19 protein-coding genes are annotated in these 17,631 nt (G+C 38.7%); 2 read left to right on the forward strand and 17 right to left on the reverse strand.

The window, feature by feature from the left end:
• Nucleotides 1-22: 22 nt before the first annotated feature.
• From JOC59_RS09430 to JOC59_RS06000, 10 genes are all read right to left on the reverse strand, one after another.
• Nucleotides 23-145 carry a hypothetical protein gene (locus JOC59_RS09430; RefSeq protein WP_275588315.1) on the reverse strand — a complete coding sequence of 41 codons (123 nt, stop codon included), beginning with the start codon at nt 143-145 and terminating at the stop codon, nt 23-25.
• Between the two features lie 419 nt (nt 146-564).
• Entirely contained in the window at nt 565-972 is a 408-nt protein-coding gene (locus JOC59_RS05960) for a hypothetical protein (RefSeq protein ID WP_205143891.1), read from the reverse strand.
• Between the two features lie 150 nt (nt 973-1,122).
• Nucleotides 1,123-2,460 carry a hypothetical protein gene (locus JOC59_RS05965; RefSeq protein ID WP_205143892.1) on the reverse strand — a complete coding sequence of 446 codons (1,338 nt, stop codon included), beginning with the start codon at nt 2,458-2,460 and terminating at the stop codon, nt 1,123-1,125.
• A 248-nt stretch (nt 2,461-2,708) separates the two neighbouring features.
• On the reverse strand, nt 2,709-3,104 hold the full coding sequence (locus JOC59_RS05970; RefSeq protein WP_205143893.1) for a tautomerase family protein: 396 nt from the start codon (nt 3,102-3,104) through the stop codon (nt 2,709-2,711).
• A 152-nt stretch (nt 3,105-3,256) separates the two neighbouring features.
• Nucleotides 3,257-4,654: an argininosuccinate lyase gene (gene argH / locus JOC59_RS05975; RefSeq protein WP_205143894.1), complete on the reverse strand. Its 1,398-nt coding sequence runs from the start codon at nt 4,652-4,654 to the stop codon at nt 3,257-3,259.
• Nucleotides 4,647-5,876 carry an argininosuccinate synthase gene (locus JOC59_RS05980; protein ID WP_205143895.1) on the reverse strand — a complete coding sequence of 410 codons (1,230 nt, stop codon included), beginning with the start codon at nt 5,874-5,876 and terminating at the stop codon, nt 4,647-4,649. The genes argH and JOC59_RS05980 overlap by 8 nt, the downstream gene beginning before the upstream one ends.
• Before the next feature lie 27 nt (nt 5,877-5,903).
• A complete protein-coding gene (locus JOC59_RS05985) occupies nt 5,904-6,638 on the reverse strand; it encodes an amino acid ABC transporter ATP-binding protein (protein WP_205143896.1) in 735 nt (244 codons plus the stop codon).
• Nucleotides 6,639-6,874: 236 nt separating this feature from the next.
• The gene (locus JOC59_RS05990) at nt 6,875-7,921 is read right to left on the reverse strand and encodes a PTS sugar transporter subunit IIC (RefSeq protein WP_205143897.1); all 1,047 of its coding nucleotides are present in this window, start codon (nt 7,919-7,921) and stop codon (nt 6,875-6,877) included.
• Between the two features lie 3 nt (nt 7,922-7,924).
• Complete coding sequence (locus JOC59_RS05995; RefSeq protein WP_205143898.1) at nt 7,925-8,926, reverse strand: NAD(P)-dependent oxidoreductase; 1,002 nt, start codon at nt 8,924-8,926, stop codon at nt 7,925-7,927.
• 4 nt (nt 8,927-8,930) lie between these two features.
• Nucleotides 8,931-10,121 carry an aminotransferase class I/II-fold pyridoxal phosphate-dependent enzyme gene (locus tag JOC59_RS06000; RefSeq protein ID WP_205143899.1) on the reverse strand — a complete coding sequence of 397 codons (1,191 nt, stop codon included), beginning with the start codon at nt 10,119-10,121 and terminating at the stop codon, nt 8,931-8,933.
• 337 nt (nt 10,122-10,458) lie between these two features.
• Here JOC59_RS06000 and JOC59_RS06005 point away from each other — a divergent pair, with 337 nt between their 5' ends.
• Nucleotides 10,459-11,298 (forward strand): methylenetetrahydrofolate reductase, encoded by an 840-nt coding sequence (locus JOC59_RS06005; protein ID WP_205143900.1) that lies wholly within the window; start codon nt 10,459-10,461, stop codon nt 11,296-11,298.
• A 14-nt stretch (nt 11,299-11,312) separates the two neighbouring features.
• Here JOC59_RS06005 and manA read toward each other — a convergent pair whose 3' ends face one another.
• The 7 genes from manA to JOC59_RS06040 form a co-directional block, all read right to left on the reverse strand.
• Nucleotides 11,313-12,272 (reverse strand): mannose-6-phosphate isomerase, class I, encoded by a 960-nt coding sequence (gene manA / locus JOC59_RS06010; RefSeq protein ID WP_205143901.1) that lies wholly within the window; start codon nt 12,270-12,272, stop codon nt 11,313-11,315.
• A gap of 331 nt (nt 12,273-12,603) precedes the next feature.
• Nucleotides 12,604-13,131, reverse strand: coding sequence for an Asp23/Gls24 family envelope stress response protein (locus tag JOC59_RS06015; RefSeq protein WP_205143902.1), 528 nt, complete (start codon nt 13,129-13,131; stop codon nt 12,604-12,606).
• Between the two features lie 28 nt (nt 13,132-13,159).
• Nucleotides 13,160-13,366 (reverse strand): DUF2273 domain-containing protein, encoded by a 207-nt coding sequence (locus JOC59_RS06020; protein WP_205143903.1) that lies wholly within the window; start codon nt 13,364-13,366, stop codon nt 13,160-13,162.
• Nucleotides 13,367-13,388: 22 nt separating this feature from the next.
• Nucleotides 13,389-13,949, reverse strand: coding sequence for an alkaline shock response membrane anchor protein AmaP (amaP, locus tag JOC59_RS06025; protein ID WP_205143904.1), 561 nt, complete (start codon nt 13,947-13,949; stop codon nt 13,389-13,391).
• Nucleotides 13,950-14,189: 240 nt separating this feature from the next.
• Entirely contained in the window at nt 14,190-15,689 is a 1,500-nt protein-coding gene (gene glpK, locus JOC59_RS06030) for a glycerol kinase GlpK (protein WP_205143905.1), read from the reverse strand.
• A 169-nt stretch (nt 15,690-15,858) separates the two neighbouring features.
• Nucleotides 15,859-16,047, reverse strand: a complete 189-nt coding sequence (locus tag JOC59_RS06035) for a 2-hydroxymuconate tautomerase (RefSeq protein WP_205143906.1) — start codon at nt 16,045-16,047, stop codon at nt 15,859-15,861.
• A gap of 58 nt (nt 16,048-16,105) precedes the next feature.
• Nucleotides 16,106-17,011, reverse strand: coding sequence for a YitT family protein (locus tag JOC59_RS06040; RefSeq protein WP_205143907.1), 906 nt, complete (start codon nt 17,009-17,011; stop codon nt 16,106-16,108).
• A 160-nt stretch (nt 17,012-17,171) separates the two neighbouring features.
• On the opposite strand from JOC59_RS06040, the gene JOC59_RS06045 reads away from it, so the two are divergent.
• Nucleotides 17,172-17,432, forward strand: coding sequence for a DUF2628 domain-containing protein (locus tag JOC59_RS06045; protein ID WP_205143908.1), 261 nt, complete (start codon nt 17,172-17,174; stop codon nt 17,430-17,432).
• The last annotated feature ends 199 nt before the right edge of the window (nt 17,433-17,631 follow it).

Genomic DNA, 17,631 nt, shown 5'->3' on the forward strand with positions numbered 1-17,631 from the left:
ATTTACTTTCATTGATTAATCGTTATTTACCAAAACGCCACCATTGTTTGGATTTAGCAGTGTCTGGATGATTAGGTGCTTCTACATCACTTTGCTCATTCACAGACACCTGTTCATCCGTTGCTGATTGTGGCTGGTTAGTCAAATACAGATACAATAGTAAAAAGTGTTACATCAGTAGTTTCGTACACTAACTCTCCATAATTTGATAAACTAATTTCTTTTCTGCCATTTGTTGGCAAATTTGATAATCTATATAAGCTAAATCATCTTCTTTGTAACTCGGATCATCTGCTACCTGTTTTTTAGCAACACGAAAGATAATACTATCAGTACTCCGCTAGTCTAGCGTATTATATCATAATAAGACTAGTTTTTTAAAATTCAGCCCTACACTTTTTGGTACTGATAGACATGACGACATCACGTTATTAAGACATTCTCTTCGGTCTTAAAAAACGCGATAAATTACAAAAAAGCAACTAATCCAAATTATGAATTAGTTGCTTAATAAATTAATTTAATTATTTAGTCTATCCGTACCATTTGACAAAGAACCTGTTTTTAGCCTTTCATTCCTTTAGGTGCACTAATTAACTTAACCGGTGATTTACGATGTTCCTTGATTCCATTTATTTTGATTGTATTTCTGCTGATATATCTAACCTTAAAAGAAGTAAAATGACCTGTCATATCTTTTCCACGTAAACGATATAAATTTTTTGATAATTTTTGATACTTCATATGTGATTGTCCGTGAGATGGCAACTTATAATATCTTCTATAATGTTTTGAATACGCTAAATAATTTGAACCATCTGAATTTTTATAAAATGTATGATAAAAATAGTCAGAGTTTTGTTTAAAGTACCATGATCCACGTATTTTTTTAGGAGTCCCTTTATGCCAAGTGGAACTAGCACTAACTGTAGCTGACGTATCTGTAGTAGCAATGATAGTTAACGCTGGCATTACAGCAAGACCTGTTAATATAATATTTTCAATTTTGAAAAATCCCTCTTAAAAGATATTTATATTTAAAATTTGTAACCACTAGAATTATAAAACTTTTATTTTTCTGAAATAATTTGTATCACGCTTTTCAATCAATTTACTATTAGACTACTTTCCCTTTGCTGCTTGCTGATAGGTCATAATGCCATATAAAAGAATTATTAATAGTAAAATCCCCGTTGCAATCACATTCCAAACTTGCATCAAAGCCTGGCTTGTAGCAGTGGCCGTCGTTTGACTTGTCAGCATAAAAAAGGTTTGAATCGATCGTTGGCTTTCTAAGACTAGCACTGAACCAATAATCATTAATATAAATTGATTCAAAATGCTCCCAATCCCTTGAATTGTGTACTTAACCCACATTCGTTTATCTTTTGGCAAGGTATTCTTAGTTAAGTAAACTGTATTTAAGGACTTGTTTAGAACTCCTTTAAACAGACTAATTATTAAGATGGCGATTGGCATCACGGGTGTGCTAACTCCGACAAGTAACCCTAATACAATTCCCACTAAAGCCCATTGTTGTTGTGTGTGCTTGTCAAAAAATTTAGCAACTCTAGACGCTAACAACAAGCCTAAGACATATGGTAGATAAAACAGCATAAATAGCTGCCGATGTCCATAGTAACCAGCAATATATAATGAACTAAACAAAAATAAATAGTTACCAACAGCCCCATTGACGAGCGTTAACATACTTACTTGCCGCGAGACTTTTCTTTGTGGGTTACTACCTGTGAGAAACTTGTAGCCTAGCACACACAATATAAAAAATAAGGTCCCATATAAAAAGTAATCAAATTGGACAACACTCACGAGTAAGCGACTAGCCCGCAACGCAAAAATTAGACAAAAGAAACCACCAAATAAACTTAGATACCAATATGAGTAACCCTCTAATTCATGGGATGTTATTTTATAATCACGCACCTTTGCAATTGCAAATAATGAACACAAGTACATTAAGCCATATACGCAAAAGAAAACGATCAAGCTAGCCTGCAATGGTAATCCCAAGGCACTCCCTAATAAGATTAAAAATAAGCCAGTCGCGTCTTTTCTTTTCGAGCTTACCAATGCATTTTCCTGTTTAAATGCATTTATCGTTGCATTGGCCATCGGTAGCCACGCTGCACTTAACCCTAATAGCCCACCGGCAATACTTGCTAAGCCTGGGACGACTAACCCTAATAAACCAAATACTGCGCCCATTAAACCGCAGTATATCGCTAGTTTCAGTAATGTATAACTATTAATCGTTGTCCGAATACCCCGAATAAAGAACACTCCAGTCATGCGAAAAGTATAAAATATTACAAACGGTAATACCGCAATGACGGTGTGCCGACTGGCTAATTTTAAAAACATCATAAACGGTAAAATAATAACCGTACTACTAATTAAACTAAGTGCTGAATTTCCTATACTTTCGAGTTTTTGTCTCATGGATCCCCCAAATTTTCCTTAAAATTATCCTAATATAACGATAATTATATAATTTATCTAACCACAACACAACCAACCCACCCTAGCCAGCTGTTCCTTACACAATTAGGCACTGCTACCTATCGTAGTTAAAAAGCTATCAAAAAAGAGCTGGCCTGCTACTTCTTAATCAGTAGTCAAGTCTAGCTCCATGGCTAGTTATTAATGTTTTAACCAAAAAGACGACCTAGTAAAATATCTTTTAGTACTTACAAAGCACCAGTTAAAAACTGCGCTTGGCCACCACCAAAGCTCCAATCAGCATCAGTATTTTCAACGAGATTAATCATTACGTCATTGGGTTGGATGCCTAATTTTTGGTGTAGCTCAGCCACAAATGTCTGATAAAACACCTCTTTTTCCGCCGTTGTGCGGGGGCGCGTCCGAATTGATAAGACCACCATTTGTGGCGAACGCGTAAAGCCTAAGCCCGTATCCTCAATAATCATTTCATCATCTGCATGTAACGTCACAATTTGGTAGCGATCGCCTTGCGGTGCCTTAAAGGCAGCTAAGGTTGTTGCATAGGCAATATCAAGGAGTGTTTTTACTTTTGCTTGATCACTCCACCCACTTTTTAATAAATCAAATTTTAGTAATGGCATTTTACTTACTCCTCTTCTTTATACTATCAATAGCATACCTAATTTGCGGAATTTTTACCATTATTCGTAATTTGGCGCCGTTTACTGATTAAGCCCCTATTCAAAGCTGCCTTCAACCACTAGGATAGTAAGTAGTAACTGGCAAATACTTATTAAGTAGCGGAAATGCCATGCTCGTTTTTAATTTTTTCTGCGCGCTCTAATTCTTGGGTAATATTCCTAAATGCGGTTCCCCCTAATGATGTGCGTGTTGCCACAGCCACTTCGGGATCTAATACAGCATAAACATCCTGTTCAATCAAGGGACAATGGGCTTGTAATTGCGCTAGTGACATCGCTTGTAACGCTTGCTTATTCCTAATACCAGCTAAGACTAATTCCCCTACCACGGCATGAGCTTGCCGAAATGGTAACCCTTTTTTCGCTAAATAATCAGCTAGTTCCGTGGCATTCGAAAAATCATTTAACACGCTCTTATGCATTTTCTCGGTATTGACGGTTGCTTCGGCCAACATTTGTGTAAAAATTTTTAAGACTGCTAAAATCGTATCAGTCACCGCAAAAACCTGGGCTTTATCTTCTTGCATATCCTTATTATAAGCCAACGGTAAAGCCTTCATCGTCGTTAACAAGCTCATCAAGGCTCCGTAAACTTGGCCCGTTTTTCCCCGTGATAATTCTGCAAAGTCAGCATTCTTTTTTTGCGGCATAATTGATGAACCAGTTGCAAAATCATCGCTTAAACTTAAATAATTAAATTCATAACTTGTCCATAAAATAACTTCCTCGGCCAAGCGGGAAATATGCATCATGAGCATCGCCGCATTACTTAGAAATTCCACTGCAAAGTCACGATCACTAACCGCGTCCAAACTATTATGATAGATTTCAGTAAAGCCTAAGGTCGCGGCAACATCTTCACGATCAATCGGAAAAGTTGTGCCAGCTAGCGCGGCCGCTCCCAATGGTAACATATCCGTATGCCGTTGATTAAATTCAAATCGATCATAATCTCGTTGCAACATTTCAAAATATGCTAATAAATAGTGGGCATACGATATTGGCTGCGCATGTTGAAGATGGGTATAGCCTGGCATAATCGTCTTCACATGCTTTTTACCAAGCGTCAGTAACGTCCCTTGTAAATCATCAATTGCCGCTAAAACTAAGGGCAAGCGGTGCTTTAACCATAAATGAAAATCAGTTGCCACTTGGTCATTCCGTGAGCGGGCGGTGTGTAGTTTACCAGCTACGGGACCAATTTTGGCGGTCAATAACGCTTCAATATTCATATGAATATCTTCATTTGCAACGGTAAATGTCAGCTTGTTTTCTGCTAGTTCTTGGGCTAAGGCTGTTAATCCCTGCATAATTGTATCGGCATCCTCAGCTGGAATAATTGCTTGTTTCTTTAACATTTTAACATGGGCTAATGAGCCCTCAATATCTTCAGCCGCCATTGCTTGATCAAAATTAATCGATGCGCCAAATTCATCAACCCATTCAGCCGCTACTTGGGTAAACCGTCCACCCCATAGTTTTTCACTCATAATCAAACTCCAATTTAGTGGAATTAACATGGTTAACTTGTTCATAGACCGTTGTTGGTAGACTCCATAACTTAATGAACCCTTGAGCTGCAATTTGATCAAAACTATCCGCAGCGGTATAAGTGGCTAATTCTTCATTATATAATGAGTTTTCCATTGACTTACGGGCAACCACAAAAACGTGTCCTTTATATAGCTTAACTTTAACGGTCCCATTCACAACAACTTGTGAAGCGTTAATAAAGGCCATTAACGCATCAAATAATGGTGAAAACCATAGCCCATCATAGATTAAGTTCGTCAACTTATTTTCAATCATTGGTTTAAAATGGGCAATATCCCGTTCTAAGGTTAAGTCTTCTAGATCTTTATGTGCCGCCATAATTACCGCAGCGGCTGGGGCTTCATAAATTTCCCGTGACTTGATGCCAACTAGCCGATTTTCAATTTTATCAATCCGCCCAATTCCATGCGCACCGGCAATTTTATTTAACTTAGTAATTAAGACTGCTAAACTGAGTGATTCCCCATCCATTTTGACTGGCAAACCATGTTTGAAAACTAGTTCGACAAACCGTGGTTGTTCCGGCGCATCTTCTGGTGCACTCGTTAAACTAAACGCATCGGCTGGGGCTTCATTCCAAGGGTTTTCTAAAATTCCCGCTTCATTAGCGCGCCCCCACAAATTTTCATCAATTGAATAAGGGGATGCTTTACCAATCGGAATCGGTACGTTATGTGCCTTAGCATAGTCGATTTCTTCTTCCCGTGACCAGTGGAAATCACGAATTGGGGCTTCAATCTTTAGGTTTGGATCGAGTGCATGAATTGCGACCTCAAACCGGACTTGATCATTGCCCTTCCCCGTCGACCCATGCGCAATGGTTGTTGCTGCTAATTTATGGGCAATTTCGACCAATTTTTTAATAATTAACGGCCGTGATAGTGCGGACACTAACGGATACTCCCCTTCATATAAAGCATTCGCCAGAATTACTGGCGCCACATAATTTTGAGCAAATTCAGCCTGTGCTTCAACAACTAGCGCCTGACTTGCCCCTACTTGTAGCGCTTTAGCTTGTAGCATCTTCATATCTTTACCACTTTGGCCAACATCCAAAATCACCGCAATCACTTCATAATTTTTTTCAATTAACCACGGAATTGCTACCGACGTATCCAAGCCCCCAGAATACGCTAAAATCAATTTTTCTTTTGTCATCTCATCACTTACTTTCGTATGTCTCTTTTATAAAATTTTGGCTAAAAAGTCTTGCGCCCGTTCCGTTTTAGGAGCGCTAAAGAACTCAATTGGTGTCGCACTTTCTTGAATATAGCCATCTGCCATAAACCAAATTTTGGTAGCAACCTCACGGGCAAAGCCCATTTCATGCGTAACTACCACCATGGTCATCCCCTCATCGGCCAAGTCTTTAATCACTTTTAACACTTCACCCACCATTTCGGGATCAAGCGCTGAGGTTGGTTCATCAAATAGCATAACTTTTGGTTGCATTGCTAAGGCACGGGCAATCGCGACCCGTTGCTGTTGCCCCCCAGATAGACTGGCGGGATAAACATGCGCTTTGTCCAGCAAGCCCACTTTGGCTAAGAGATCATTAGCTAACGTCGTAGCCGCTTGATCCGTCACCCCCTTAATTTTAATGGGCCCCAACTTGATATTTTCCAACACCGTCATATGTGGAAATAAATTAAAATTTTGGAAAACCATCCCCATCCGGGTTCGGTAATGATCAAGTTGCTTATCATTTAATTGCACCAAATCTTTGCCTTCAAAAATCACGGCACCCGCGGTGGGTTGTTCCAACATATTTAATGAGCGTAAAAAAGTTGACTTCCCCGCACCTGAGGGTCCCAAAACGGCAATTACTTCGCCCTTGGTAACTGTTTGGGTAATATCTTTAATAACATCATTTGTCCCATATGTTTTTTGTAGTCCCTGAATATCTAATACATTTGTCATTAATGTTCCTCCTGCAAGTTAAATCATTGTTGCGTTTAGTTTATCACCCAATTTTAATAAAACAATCTTAATTCGCTTAAATTGAATAATTATACAAAATTTAGTTGAGTATGCAATTATCTAAACATTTAGTAGCATAAAAATAGCTAAATCACTTTGTAATTCTCATAATTAACAGCACAAAAAACCACTAAATTAGCGGCTGACTGGGCCAACTTAATTTAGTGGTTGAAATGTTATAATTCTGCTACTGCTAATTCGGCTGGTTCGACCAACTTAAGCCGTTTAACAAAAATAAATTGCATGATAAAAGCTAGTAAAACTGGTACTAAGACAAAGGTAATTAACACCCGTAGCCCTAATAAACTTCCGGGTGAAGTTTGCCATGCCGTTAATGGACCGATTAAACCGGAAAAACCAAAACCAGCTGAGAAGGCCGTCCCGTGCATTGTCAATAAACTAGCGACCCCACCGGCTAGGCCAGCAGCAATACTTGTCGGAATAAAGATTTTGGGCCGCGCAAGTAAGTTTGCCATTTGAATTTTGGGTGAGCCGATAAAATGGGCTAACGTGACCCCTAACGGATTTACCGATGCCCCGATTAATGCCAATGTAAATGAACAAGCCACAATCCCCGCATTGGCTGCCCCAGCACCAACCCCACTTAAACCAATCGCCGTGGCAATTCCGACCGATGACAAGGGTGAAACTACCAAAATGGCAAATAAAACGCCTAGCAAAACACCCATTAATAAGGGTTGCGTATTCGTTGCACCGCTTACTAATTTACCAACTAGGATTTGCATTTTGAGCATAAGCGGTAAAGTTAGCTGCCCAATCAGGCCCACGATGACTAAGACTAGTAATGGCTCAAACACCATTTTTAATTGACCAAGCACGCGATGTAGCACTGGCGTGATTAATGCCCCAAGCAACGTGGTTAAAATAATGTTTAAAATAACCCCCGAGCCACTTAAAGTAAACCCATTTGCCGTAGCGACGGTATTGCCTGCCGCTACAAACGTTGCTAAGGCTAACGAACCGATTTCTAGCATACTAAATTTCAAGAGCATACCAACCGCAAACGCTGCGACTAATGGTAAGGCACTTTGCGCCAATGTAATTACAACTTCCAGATTTTTAACAAGTGGTGTTTGCGGTAAAAATTTTAAAATTTGGCTTAATAATGCACTTGGAATCAACGCCACCACAATGGCAAATGAATTACCATTTAATACGGCTAAAATAATATCGTGGAACGTCTGCTGCGGTTTTTGTTTCATAACTTATACTCCAGTATCTGTAATTTCATGTTGTGGTTGCTGATTATTTAAAATGGCTAAAACATCGTCAAGCGCAAAATCAACCATGTTTTGCACCGCAATATTGGTAAAGAATGCAATGTGAGGCGTTAAGATTACATTTGGCAGTGCATGTAGTGCTTCAATTAGTGGCTGACTGCTTAACCCATCGGCTTGATGGTCATAATTAAAAATAAAGTCTTCCCCAGTGACCGTATCCAAGGCCGCTGCAGCAATTTGCTGTGTTTCTAATGCAGTCAGGAGATCTTTGGTATTAACGACTGGCCCCCGACTAGCATTCACCAGTCCGGCTGTTGCCTTCATTTTTTGAAAATCAGTAGCCGTTAAGAGATCAACGGCCGTTGGATTCAAATTAACATGTAAACTCACGACATCTGCTTGGGCTAACAGTTCATCTTTTTCAACATAAGTGACAATATCTTGCAAGGCTGGTTGGGGTTGCAAGTCATACCCTAAAACGCGCGCACCCAAACTAGCTAATAGCCGGGCTAGGGTTCCCCCAATTCGGCCGACCCCAATGATTCCAATCGTGGCTGAATGAATTTCTTTCGCTTGTAAACCAGCCCATTGATAATCATTCCGGCCAACGCGGTCATCAACCAGATAAGCCTTACGTAAAATTCTAAAAATTTGCATTAAGGCGTGTTCGGCAACACTATTTCGTGAATATGCGGGCACATTCGTCACTTTTAAACCAACCTGGTGCGCCAATTTAAGATTAATCATGTCATACCCAGCAGTCCGGGTTGTTAGTTGTTTAAGCCCATTGGCTGCTAATTGTTGATAACTTTCTGGTGGTAACGGGTGCCGCTGTTGCATCACGACCCCATCGACTTCCTTTGTCAATTCCAGCACTTCTTCTAGCGCTTGAGGTACTGTCATAATTTCAATTTGCTGTCTTTTGGCATAGTTGGTAATTGCCGCTTGTTCATCATCGCGCACACTAGTCATTAAAATTTTGGTCATAATACTAAGCTCCTAACTGTTTAAGATAGTTGGCTAACCGCTGCATCGCTAATTCCAGATTAGCTAAACTATTGGCATAACTAATGCGAATATAGCCCGCGCCCCCCAAGCCAAAGGCAGCTCCTGGCACGACCGCTACTAGTCCATCATAGGCTAAGCTACGCGCAAATTTACGATCATCTTGTTCCAAGTTAGTGGGAAGTTTGGCAAAGACATAAAAGGCGCCATTGGGTTTGGCAACGGTAAAGTTTAACTCAGTTAGTGCTGTCACGATAAAATCACGCCGTTGCTGATAAGCAGTTTTCATTGCTAAGGTTGCATCTTTACCGGCTGGTGTTCCTAAAGCGACAACAGCGGCAGCCATGGCTGGATTTGATGGGGCCGTAACCGTCATTTGATGAACCATCCCCACCCTTTGCATCAATGCGGCTGGGCCCGCAATAAAGCCTATGCGATAACCTGTCATCGCATGTGATTTTGAAACCCCATTAAGGAGTAATGTTTGTTCAGGTAAAAACTGGGCAATTGAAGCATGCTGACCATCATAAACTAATTCTGAATAAATTTCATCGGCAATGACTACTAAATCGGTTGTCGCCAAAACGGTCGCTAATTGCTGTAATTCAGCTGCACTGTAGGTTACCCCAGTTGGATTCGATGGGTAATTTAAGACAATTGCTTTGGCATGGGGATGCTCTGCAATTACTTGAGTTAAAGCCGCTTTAGTTAATTTAAATTCGGTTGCACTGGTATCAATCAATACCGGTTGCCCGCCCAACATGTTTGTAATAGCTTCATAGAATGGGAATATCGGTGTGGGAATGATAATTTCATCCCCCGGATTAAGCACCGTCGCAATTGTGGCATAAATCGCTTCAGTCGCACCAATGGTAATAACGATTTCATTATTAGCCGCATAGTTTAACTGATACCGATCAGCTAAAAAATCACTGGCCGCTTGGCGTAATGCGACTGTGCCGTTGCCGGGCGCATAATGTGAGTCGTCTGCTTCAATACTAGTAATGGCAGCTTGCTTAACGACCGTTGGCACCGCAAAATCTGGTTCACCTAAGGTTAATTTAACAATATCTTTAATTTGACTTACTTCATTATCAAAAGCTCTAATTTCACTTGGTTCAATTTTGGTAAGATTTGTATTTAATTGCTTAAGTAGTGCTGTTTTCGTATTTGGCATAATCGTTTCCTCGTTTTTAATTTAATAAAAAAGAACCCGGATGTTAGGATAACATCCGGGTCCCGTCATTAGTTTCATCTAAATGATATGACAAGATTCACGGATGTTAAACGCCCGTGAATCTCGCAAAAAATGCACTGATTCTATACGGACTTGACCGAAAAGAACCAGAAATAAAACGCTTGTTTAATTGTTGCTGTCGTTTTAATTTGCATTTTTCATACCTCTTTTTTATTTGTTATTAATCATTCTAATCTATTTTTAACTAAAGTCAAGCCTTTTCTTAGTTTATTTACGTTATAATCAAAGAAAACTATTGCTCTCGAAAGGAGCCCTAATGCCGCTTAGATCTTCACTAATTAATCTCTCTTTTGAAATTTATCCGACTGATCCCATTGATTGGTTAGCCATGCATGATCTCTTAACACGTTTAACGGTTCTTAAACCTAAATATGTTAGTATTGCATACAGTAATCATGCACGTTCCTTTTTTGCTACTAGCTTAGTATTAGCTAACTTTATGCAAGCATATAACTTACCAACAATGCTCCATCTGCCAGCTACGTGCTTTACTCGCCAAGATATTGATCGTATTATGGCTCACTGTGCGCAACTTAAGATTAATGACTTTTTAATCATTAGTGGTGATCAAAATAACCACCCGACACATTTTACAGATTCCTTAGCTTTGTTTAAGTATATGCAGACTAATTATCCGACGGCCCACACTTATGGTGCCTGTCATCCCCAACAAACGGTAGCTGCTAATACGCGCCACCTTAACACCTTACTAGATAAAAAAAAGCACGGTGCGCACGCTTTTCTTTCACAAGTTTTTTTCGAAAATGCACCGGCTCTTAATTTAGCACAACAAATGAAAAACCAGCAGTTGGCACTAACCGCTGGTTTAATGCCGATAACAACCCCTGAACAAATTGAAATTGTGACTAATAAATTGCAAATTGCGCTACCAGAGTCGTTAAAAAACGCATTGCTAATCCATCAAAATGATGCTGCATGCTGTCAAACAATTAGTAATGATTTTATTGATCAGCAAATTACGACCCTAATGCAAGCAGGCATTACTAATTTTCATATTTTTACAATGAATCAGCCACGTGTCGTAGATCATCTTCACCAATTCATCAGTAATAAAGATACCGCCACCTACGCATAGTGTCTTGCTAATGACTATTGATTAGCATTTGACGCAATGGCCTCAATTTTAGTTGTTGTTTCAATTCGCCATGTGGTGATATTAGCCGGTAAAATAAAGGAGACCCCCTTAGTTAAGGAATACGTGTTATTACCAATTATCAATTTACCTGCCCCAGCAATAATAGTAACTAATGTGTATGGTGCTTGCTTTTTAAAAGCATAACTATCGGTAATTAACCAGTGAAACACATCAAAATATTTTTCATGGGCTAGGGGTAATATATTTTGGTGATTATCCTGGGTATTAATTATTTCAGCTGGTGGTGCTGGAATTGTCGTGACCGCTTTGGCATCCGCTAAATGCAAAGCTCGTTTTGTGTTAGTAGTCTCATCAACGCGGTCAAAATCATAGACTCGATACGTTACATCCGAGCTTTGTTGCGTTTCCAATGCTAGGATTCCTGCTCCTAAGGCGTGGAGTGTCCCAGCGGGCACATAAACAAAATCACCGGCTTTAACGGCCACCGTCCTAAACAACTTTTGCCAAGCATGCTGATCAAGCATTTCATCAAACTCTGCTTGCGTTTTAGCAGTATGCCCATAATACAATTTAGCCCCTGGTTCCGCTGCTAAAATGTACCAACACTCTGTTTTGCCCAAATCATGTGCATGTACTTTGGCATATGCATCATTCGGATGAACCTGTACTGATAAATCTGCTCTCGCATCGAGAATTTTAACTAATAAGGGAAACGGCTGGGTCGCATCATTATTTTCAAATAATTGTGGCTGTTGTTGCCATACTTGAGCTAAACTAAGGCCGGCAAATGGACCGTTTTTAACCGTCACAACTCCATTTTTATGACCCGAAATCAACCATGCTTCGCCCGTATGTTCACTAGGAATTTTAAAACCAAAATCAGTTTTTAATTTTGTCCCACCCCAAATTTTTTCATGTAAAACACTTTCTAAAAATAATGGCTCGCTTTGCATAATCTGCCTCCTATGTTGTTTCCAGCCTAATTATAGCGCTTTCTGAAAACGTTTTCAAACTTACATCCCATAATCCGCTACTTATTTAGGTGCTTAGTCTCCAGAACACAGGGGCCGCGCAAACGGAACCAACCGTGCCTAAGCACAAAAAAAGAGCTCGATTTTCACTTCAATCCAGCTCTTCTTTAGGATTAAGCACTAATGATTTTTTGGTAGCAAATAACGCTAACAATAGATGTGCCATCCTTATTTTTTAAATTTTGAGCTAATTACACTTACAATTAACTCATTTAATTTTTAATTCAGTTTGATTACGAACAACAAATCGTGCTTATTTTACACGTGATGCTTTATCATCATCGTCACTACTTACAGTATTTTGCACTTTCTTCACGCCGTTTGATGTCGCATTTTTAACACTATTGCCTAAATCACCAGCCCGATCTTGTAGGGAAACATTACCTTCTTCAAATTCTGTTTTACTTTGAATGTCTACTACGCGGACGTTCGTTTCAACAACATTTAAACCTGTCATCTTTTCAACCTGTTTCGCAATTGTTGCCTTAATTTCATCGTATAATTTACGAATGTCAGCACCATATTCAGCCACAATATTTAAATCAACAGCAACTTGTTCTTTTCCAACCTCAACATCAACACCTTCAGTTGGATTATCTGAGTTAACTAATTTATTTTTAATATTTGAGATTAATCCACCATCGATACTGAGCAAACCTTGTGTGCCTTCGAGTGAAATACCCACAATTTTTTGAATTACCTTATCATCATATGAAAGTTCACCCTTGATTTGTTTAGTTGTGTCTTCTTTTTTAGTTGTAGTGTTATTAATAGTTACCATAAATTATTTCCCCCTGTGAATTAGCTTATTAACGACTTAACATTGTTTTTATAATTTGGAACAGTTGTTTAATTGATAAATCATTTTTTTCCATAAAATTACCAATGTACCAACCACCACCCGCCAGTATTAGAATCAAGACGGTCTTCCAAAAACCTACTAATAGTAGTAAGATTGCAAGCACCGCACCAATTCCGACGCCGATTAATGGTGGCGACTTACGCCAGTTGTCCATTCAGCCTCACCTCCTATTTCAGTTATACTACCCGTGGCGACTTAATCTTTTTCCGATCGCGTTGATGAATTGTTAAAGTACTAACAACGGTTAATTTATCATCACCAATCAACTCTTTCAGTTTTGTATCAAGCTCACCTGTAATAGGAGCTAAATGTTTCTCTAGTTGTTCTTTATGACTAGTATATCCAAGCGCTTGAACCCGCAATTTATGTTTGGTAGCTCGTACTTTTACATCTGGATCGCCAATCCCATGACTAGCTAGCACTGTTCCAACATAATTGACGATACTTTGTTCGCTCAACTCTAATTCGCCTTGGCCATCTTGATGTAATAAAACATTATGACGGTAACGTGGGATTAGAATTACATAAATGATTGCTAGGAAACAAATAACCAAGACAGCGACACCAACCCAATAGCTAACCTCCAACCACGGAATTGGTGTGATATTTAACTGCGTAAAACCCTCATTTATTGCTCTAGCAACACTTCTTAGTTGAGTTGGCCATACTAAGATTAACGATGGAATTGCTAATACAATTAAGATAATACTAATTAACCACTTTTGCCATTTGCGCACATACTCACCCCCCTCTACTGAGTATTTTTTAGTTGCCTAAAAAGTACAAATAATATATCAAATAGTTAGCTAACATATTTTTTATAATATACCATTAAGTTTAATGATTAGTCAATTATTATGCTTGATATCTTTATATAATCATAAATTAATGCAAATAAGCCTGAATTTTTGTGAAAATTCAGGCTTTTGTCTATTTCTACCGTCCATGTAAGCGCTACTAACAGCATAATTACATGTTTAATTTTTAAAAGCTTGGGCAGCTTTAACTGCTAATTGCCAACCAGCATAAGCCTTATTCCGTTGCACAGCAGGCATTGTCGGGTTAAATTCATCGCGTAATTGCCATAATTTTTGGACTTCAGCTTGATCTTTCCAAAAACCAACTGCTAGGCCCGCCAAAAAAGCCACCCCTAATGCCGTTGTTTCAGTTACAACAGGCCGTTTAATTGTTGTATCTAAAATATCAGCTTGAAATTGCATTAAGTAATCATTATTTGATGCACCACCATCAACCGCCAATGCTTTGATTGGCAAGGCGGTATCTTTAACCATCGTATCAACCACATCGCGGGTTTGATATGCTAGCGCATCAATCGTTGCCCGCACAAATTGATTATGGGTTGTCCCACGTGTCAATCCAAAGACGGCACCACGCATATCTTGATCCCAATATGGGGCTCCCAGACCGGTAAAGGCTGGCACTACATAGACATTATCTAATTCCTTAGCTGCTTGCGCCATGGCTTGGGTATCACTAGCATGTTCAATTAACTGCATCCCGTCCCGCAACCATTGAATTGCTGAGCCAGCTACAAAGATACTCCCCTCAAGGGCATAATTAACTTTACCGTCCAATCCATAGGCAATGGTCGTTAGCAGGCCGTTGTCAGAAAATTTTGGTTTATCACCAGTATTCATCACAATAAAGGCTCCCGTACCATAAGTATTTTTTACCATACCCGGTTCAAAAGCAGTTTGGCCAAATAAGGCGGCTTGCTGATCACCAGCAATTCCGGTTATTGGTACTTTAATTCCATAAAAGCCATAGTCTTGGGTGTACCCAAATTGTCCCGATGATGGTTTCACTTCTGGTAACAAACTCTTGGGAATTTTTAATAGTGTAAGTAATTCTTCATCCCAAGTTAAGTCGTTAATATTATATAACATGGTCCGACTGGCATTTGAATAATCAGTGGCATGCACGCGGCCATTGGTCAATTTATATAAAAGCCAAGTATCAATCGTCCCAAACATTAACTCACCCTGTTCAGCCCGTTGCCGAGCCCCGGCGACATTATCTAAAATCCACATAATTTTGGTTGCACTAAAATAGGAATCGATTACTAAGCCCGTTTTTTTATGAATTAGTGCTGTATAGCCTGCCTTTTTTAGCTCATCAGCAATAGGGGCCGTTTGTTTTGACTGCCAAACAATCGCATTATAAACAGGTTCCCCGGTAATCCGATCCCAAATTACCGTTGTCTCACGTTGGTTGGTAATGCCAATGCCCGCAATTTTATATGGTTTAATATTTGCCTGAATTAACACGTCTGCAATCACTTGTTGCACGGTTTCCCAAATTAGATTGGCATCATGTTCAACCCACCCTGCTTTGGGGAAAATTTGTGAAAATTCACGTTGTGCTACTTTAACAATTGATCCTTGCTTATTAAAAATAATGGCACGTGTACTTGTTGTTCCTTGATCAATTGACATAATATATTGTTCGTCTGTCATTTTATTTTCCTTTACTTTACACTTTAAAATAGTAATCTGAAAATTTCGTGATGGTCTTAATATAGTTTAATTTTATAGTAATTTAATTAAAATTATTAGTAGATATCTATAAGTATAAAACAAAAAGCTGTAACAAAACCACAGTTTTGTTACAGCTTTTTTAAATTTGCTAATCTTCGTCGCTTTTTAAAACCCCAGCAACGCCATAACGATCTTTTGGCATTTCGTTAACAATCACGTGAACATGTTCTGCAGGTGCCCCAGTGTTTGTAACCACCGCATTGGTAACATCTTGAACCATCTTCTTGATTGCATCTTGTGAACGACCAGCAACTAACTCAATATGAACAAATGGCATACCTTAGTACCTCAACTTAGTATAATTATTGAAAATAGTCACTTAATTATACCCTTTTTTATTGTTTAATACCATTGACTTGAACATTTTTACGAATTTGTTGTTGCGCATCTTCATCCCAGAAATTACCTGATAAATTAACCGTGTTCACTAAGTTAATAAAGGCATCATGATCAATTTCCTTCACAATATGTTCCATTTGGTATAATTCATATCTAGAAATAACCATCATTAATGTTTTTGATTCCTGCCGGGTGTATGCTCCTTGCGACGGCATAATCGTAATTCCACGTATTAACTCCGCGTGTAACGCCCGAATAACTTCTTCTGCCATATCAGTAACGATAAACGCGGTTAGTTTTTGATGGCGCGTATGAATGGTATCAATTACACGTGATGTAGCATAAATCCCAATGATGGTATATAATGCATTATTCCAACCAATATTAAGGCCCGCAATCGCCACAATTACCATGTTAATTGACATCGTAATACTCCCAATTGATTTACCAGTGGTTTTTTGGACGACCATTGCAACAATATCCATGCCCCCCGTTGAAAAACCATATTTAAACGTTAGCCCCGAGCCAGCACCAACTAAGACACCCCCAAATAAACTCGCTAAAAGAGAATTATTGGCGACCTGTGATATCGGCAAAATTAACGTTAAAATTGATGTTAAAAATGAATTGATAAAACTAAAAACCGTAAATTGGGGGCCAATTTTTAACCAACCAATTAACGCAATGGGGACATTTAAGGTTAAGATAAAGATCCCTGTCGAAATATGCACATTTAACAAGGTTTCAGCAGCCCACGATGACAGTTGTGCCACCCCATTAAAGCCACCGGAGAAGATATTATTTGGAATTAAAAATTCATTCAAAGCGACCGCTTCTATAATCGCTGTTCCAATTAACACAATAATTTTTGTAAAATATTCTAAAAAAACTCTTTTATTCATGGCACTATCCAATATCCTTATATAATTATCCAACGCCTAATAATATGGTATATTAGACCGTTTGACAACACATAAAGCTTAAATTTTTAAATTAATTTTTAATTTGTATTACTTATCGGCAAAGGCTATAATAAGAACTACTATTTTATTGAGGTAAAGTATGTACATAACTTTAAAAAAAGATAATAACTTTGAAAATGTTAAAACCGGTTTTTCGTGGACAACGATGTTTTTTGGCTTTTTCCCTGCGCTATTACGTGGTGATTTTAAAAATGCCTTGATTATTTTTGCCCTCCAACTAATCTTTGCGCTCCCAACCTTTGGTTTTGGTTTTTCAATTGTGGGGTTTATCTTTGCTATTTTCTACAATCGACTCTATATTAAAGAACGGTTAGCACAAGGCTGGGTTGTTTTTCATTAATCCTGACTGACAGGCAATTTTTTAGGGTCTACACTTTTTGGTACTGATAGACATGACGTCGTCATGTTAATCGGTATCTTTTTTTCTTGCATTTTTTAAAAAAAGTGTAAAAAAAGAGATAACCCACCACCACCAAGCAGAAAGGAAATCTCCATGGATAATTATCTCAAAATATCACTCGCATTAAAAGACCCAAATT

Origin of the sequence: Periweissella beninensis, assembly GCF_016908275.1 — a bacterium.
In the GTDB taxonomy this organism is placed as follows: Bacteria; Bacillota; Bacilli; order Lactobacillales; family Lactobacillaceae; genus Periweissella; species Periweissella beninensis.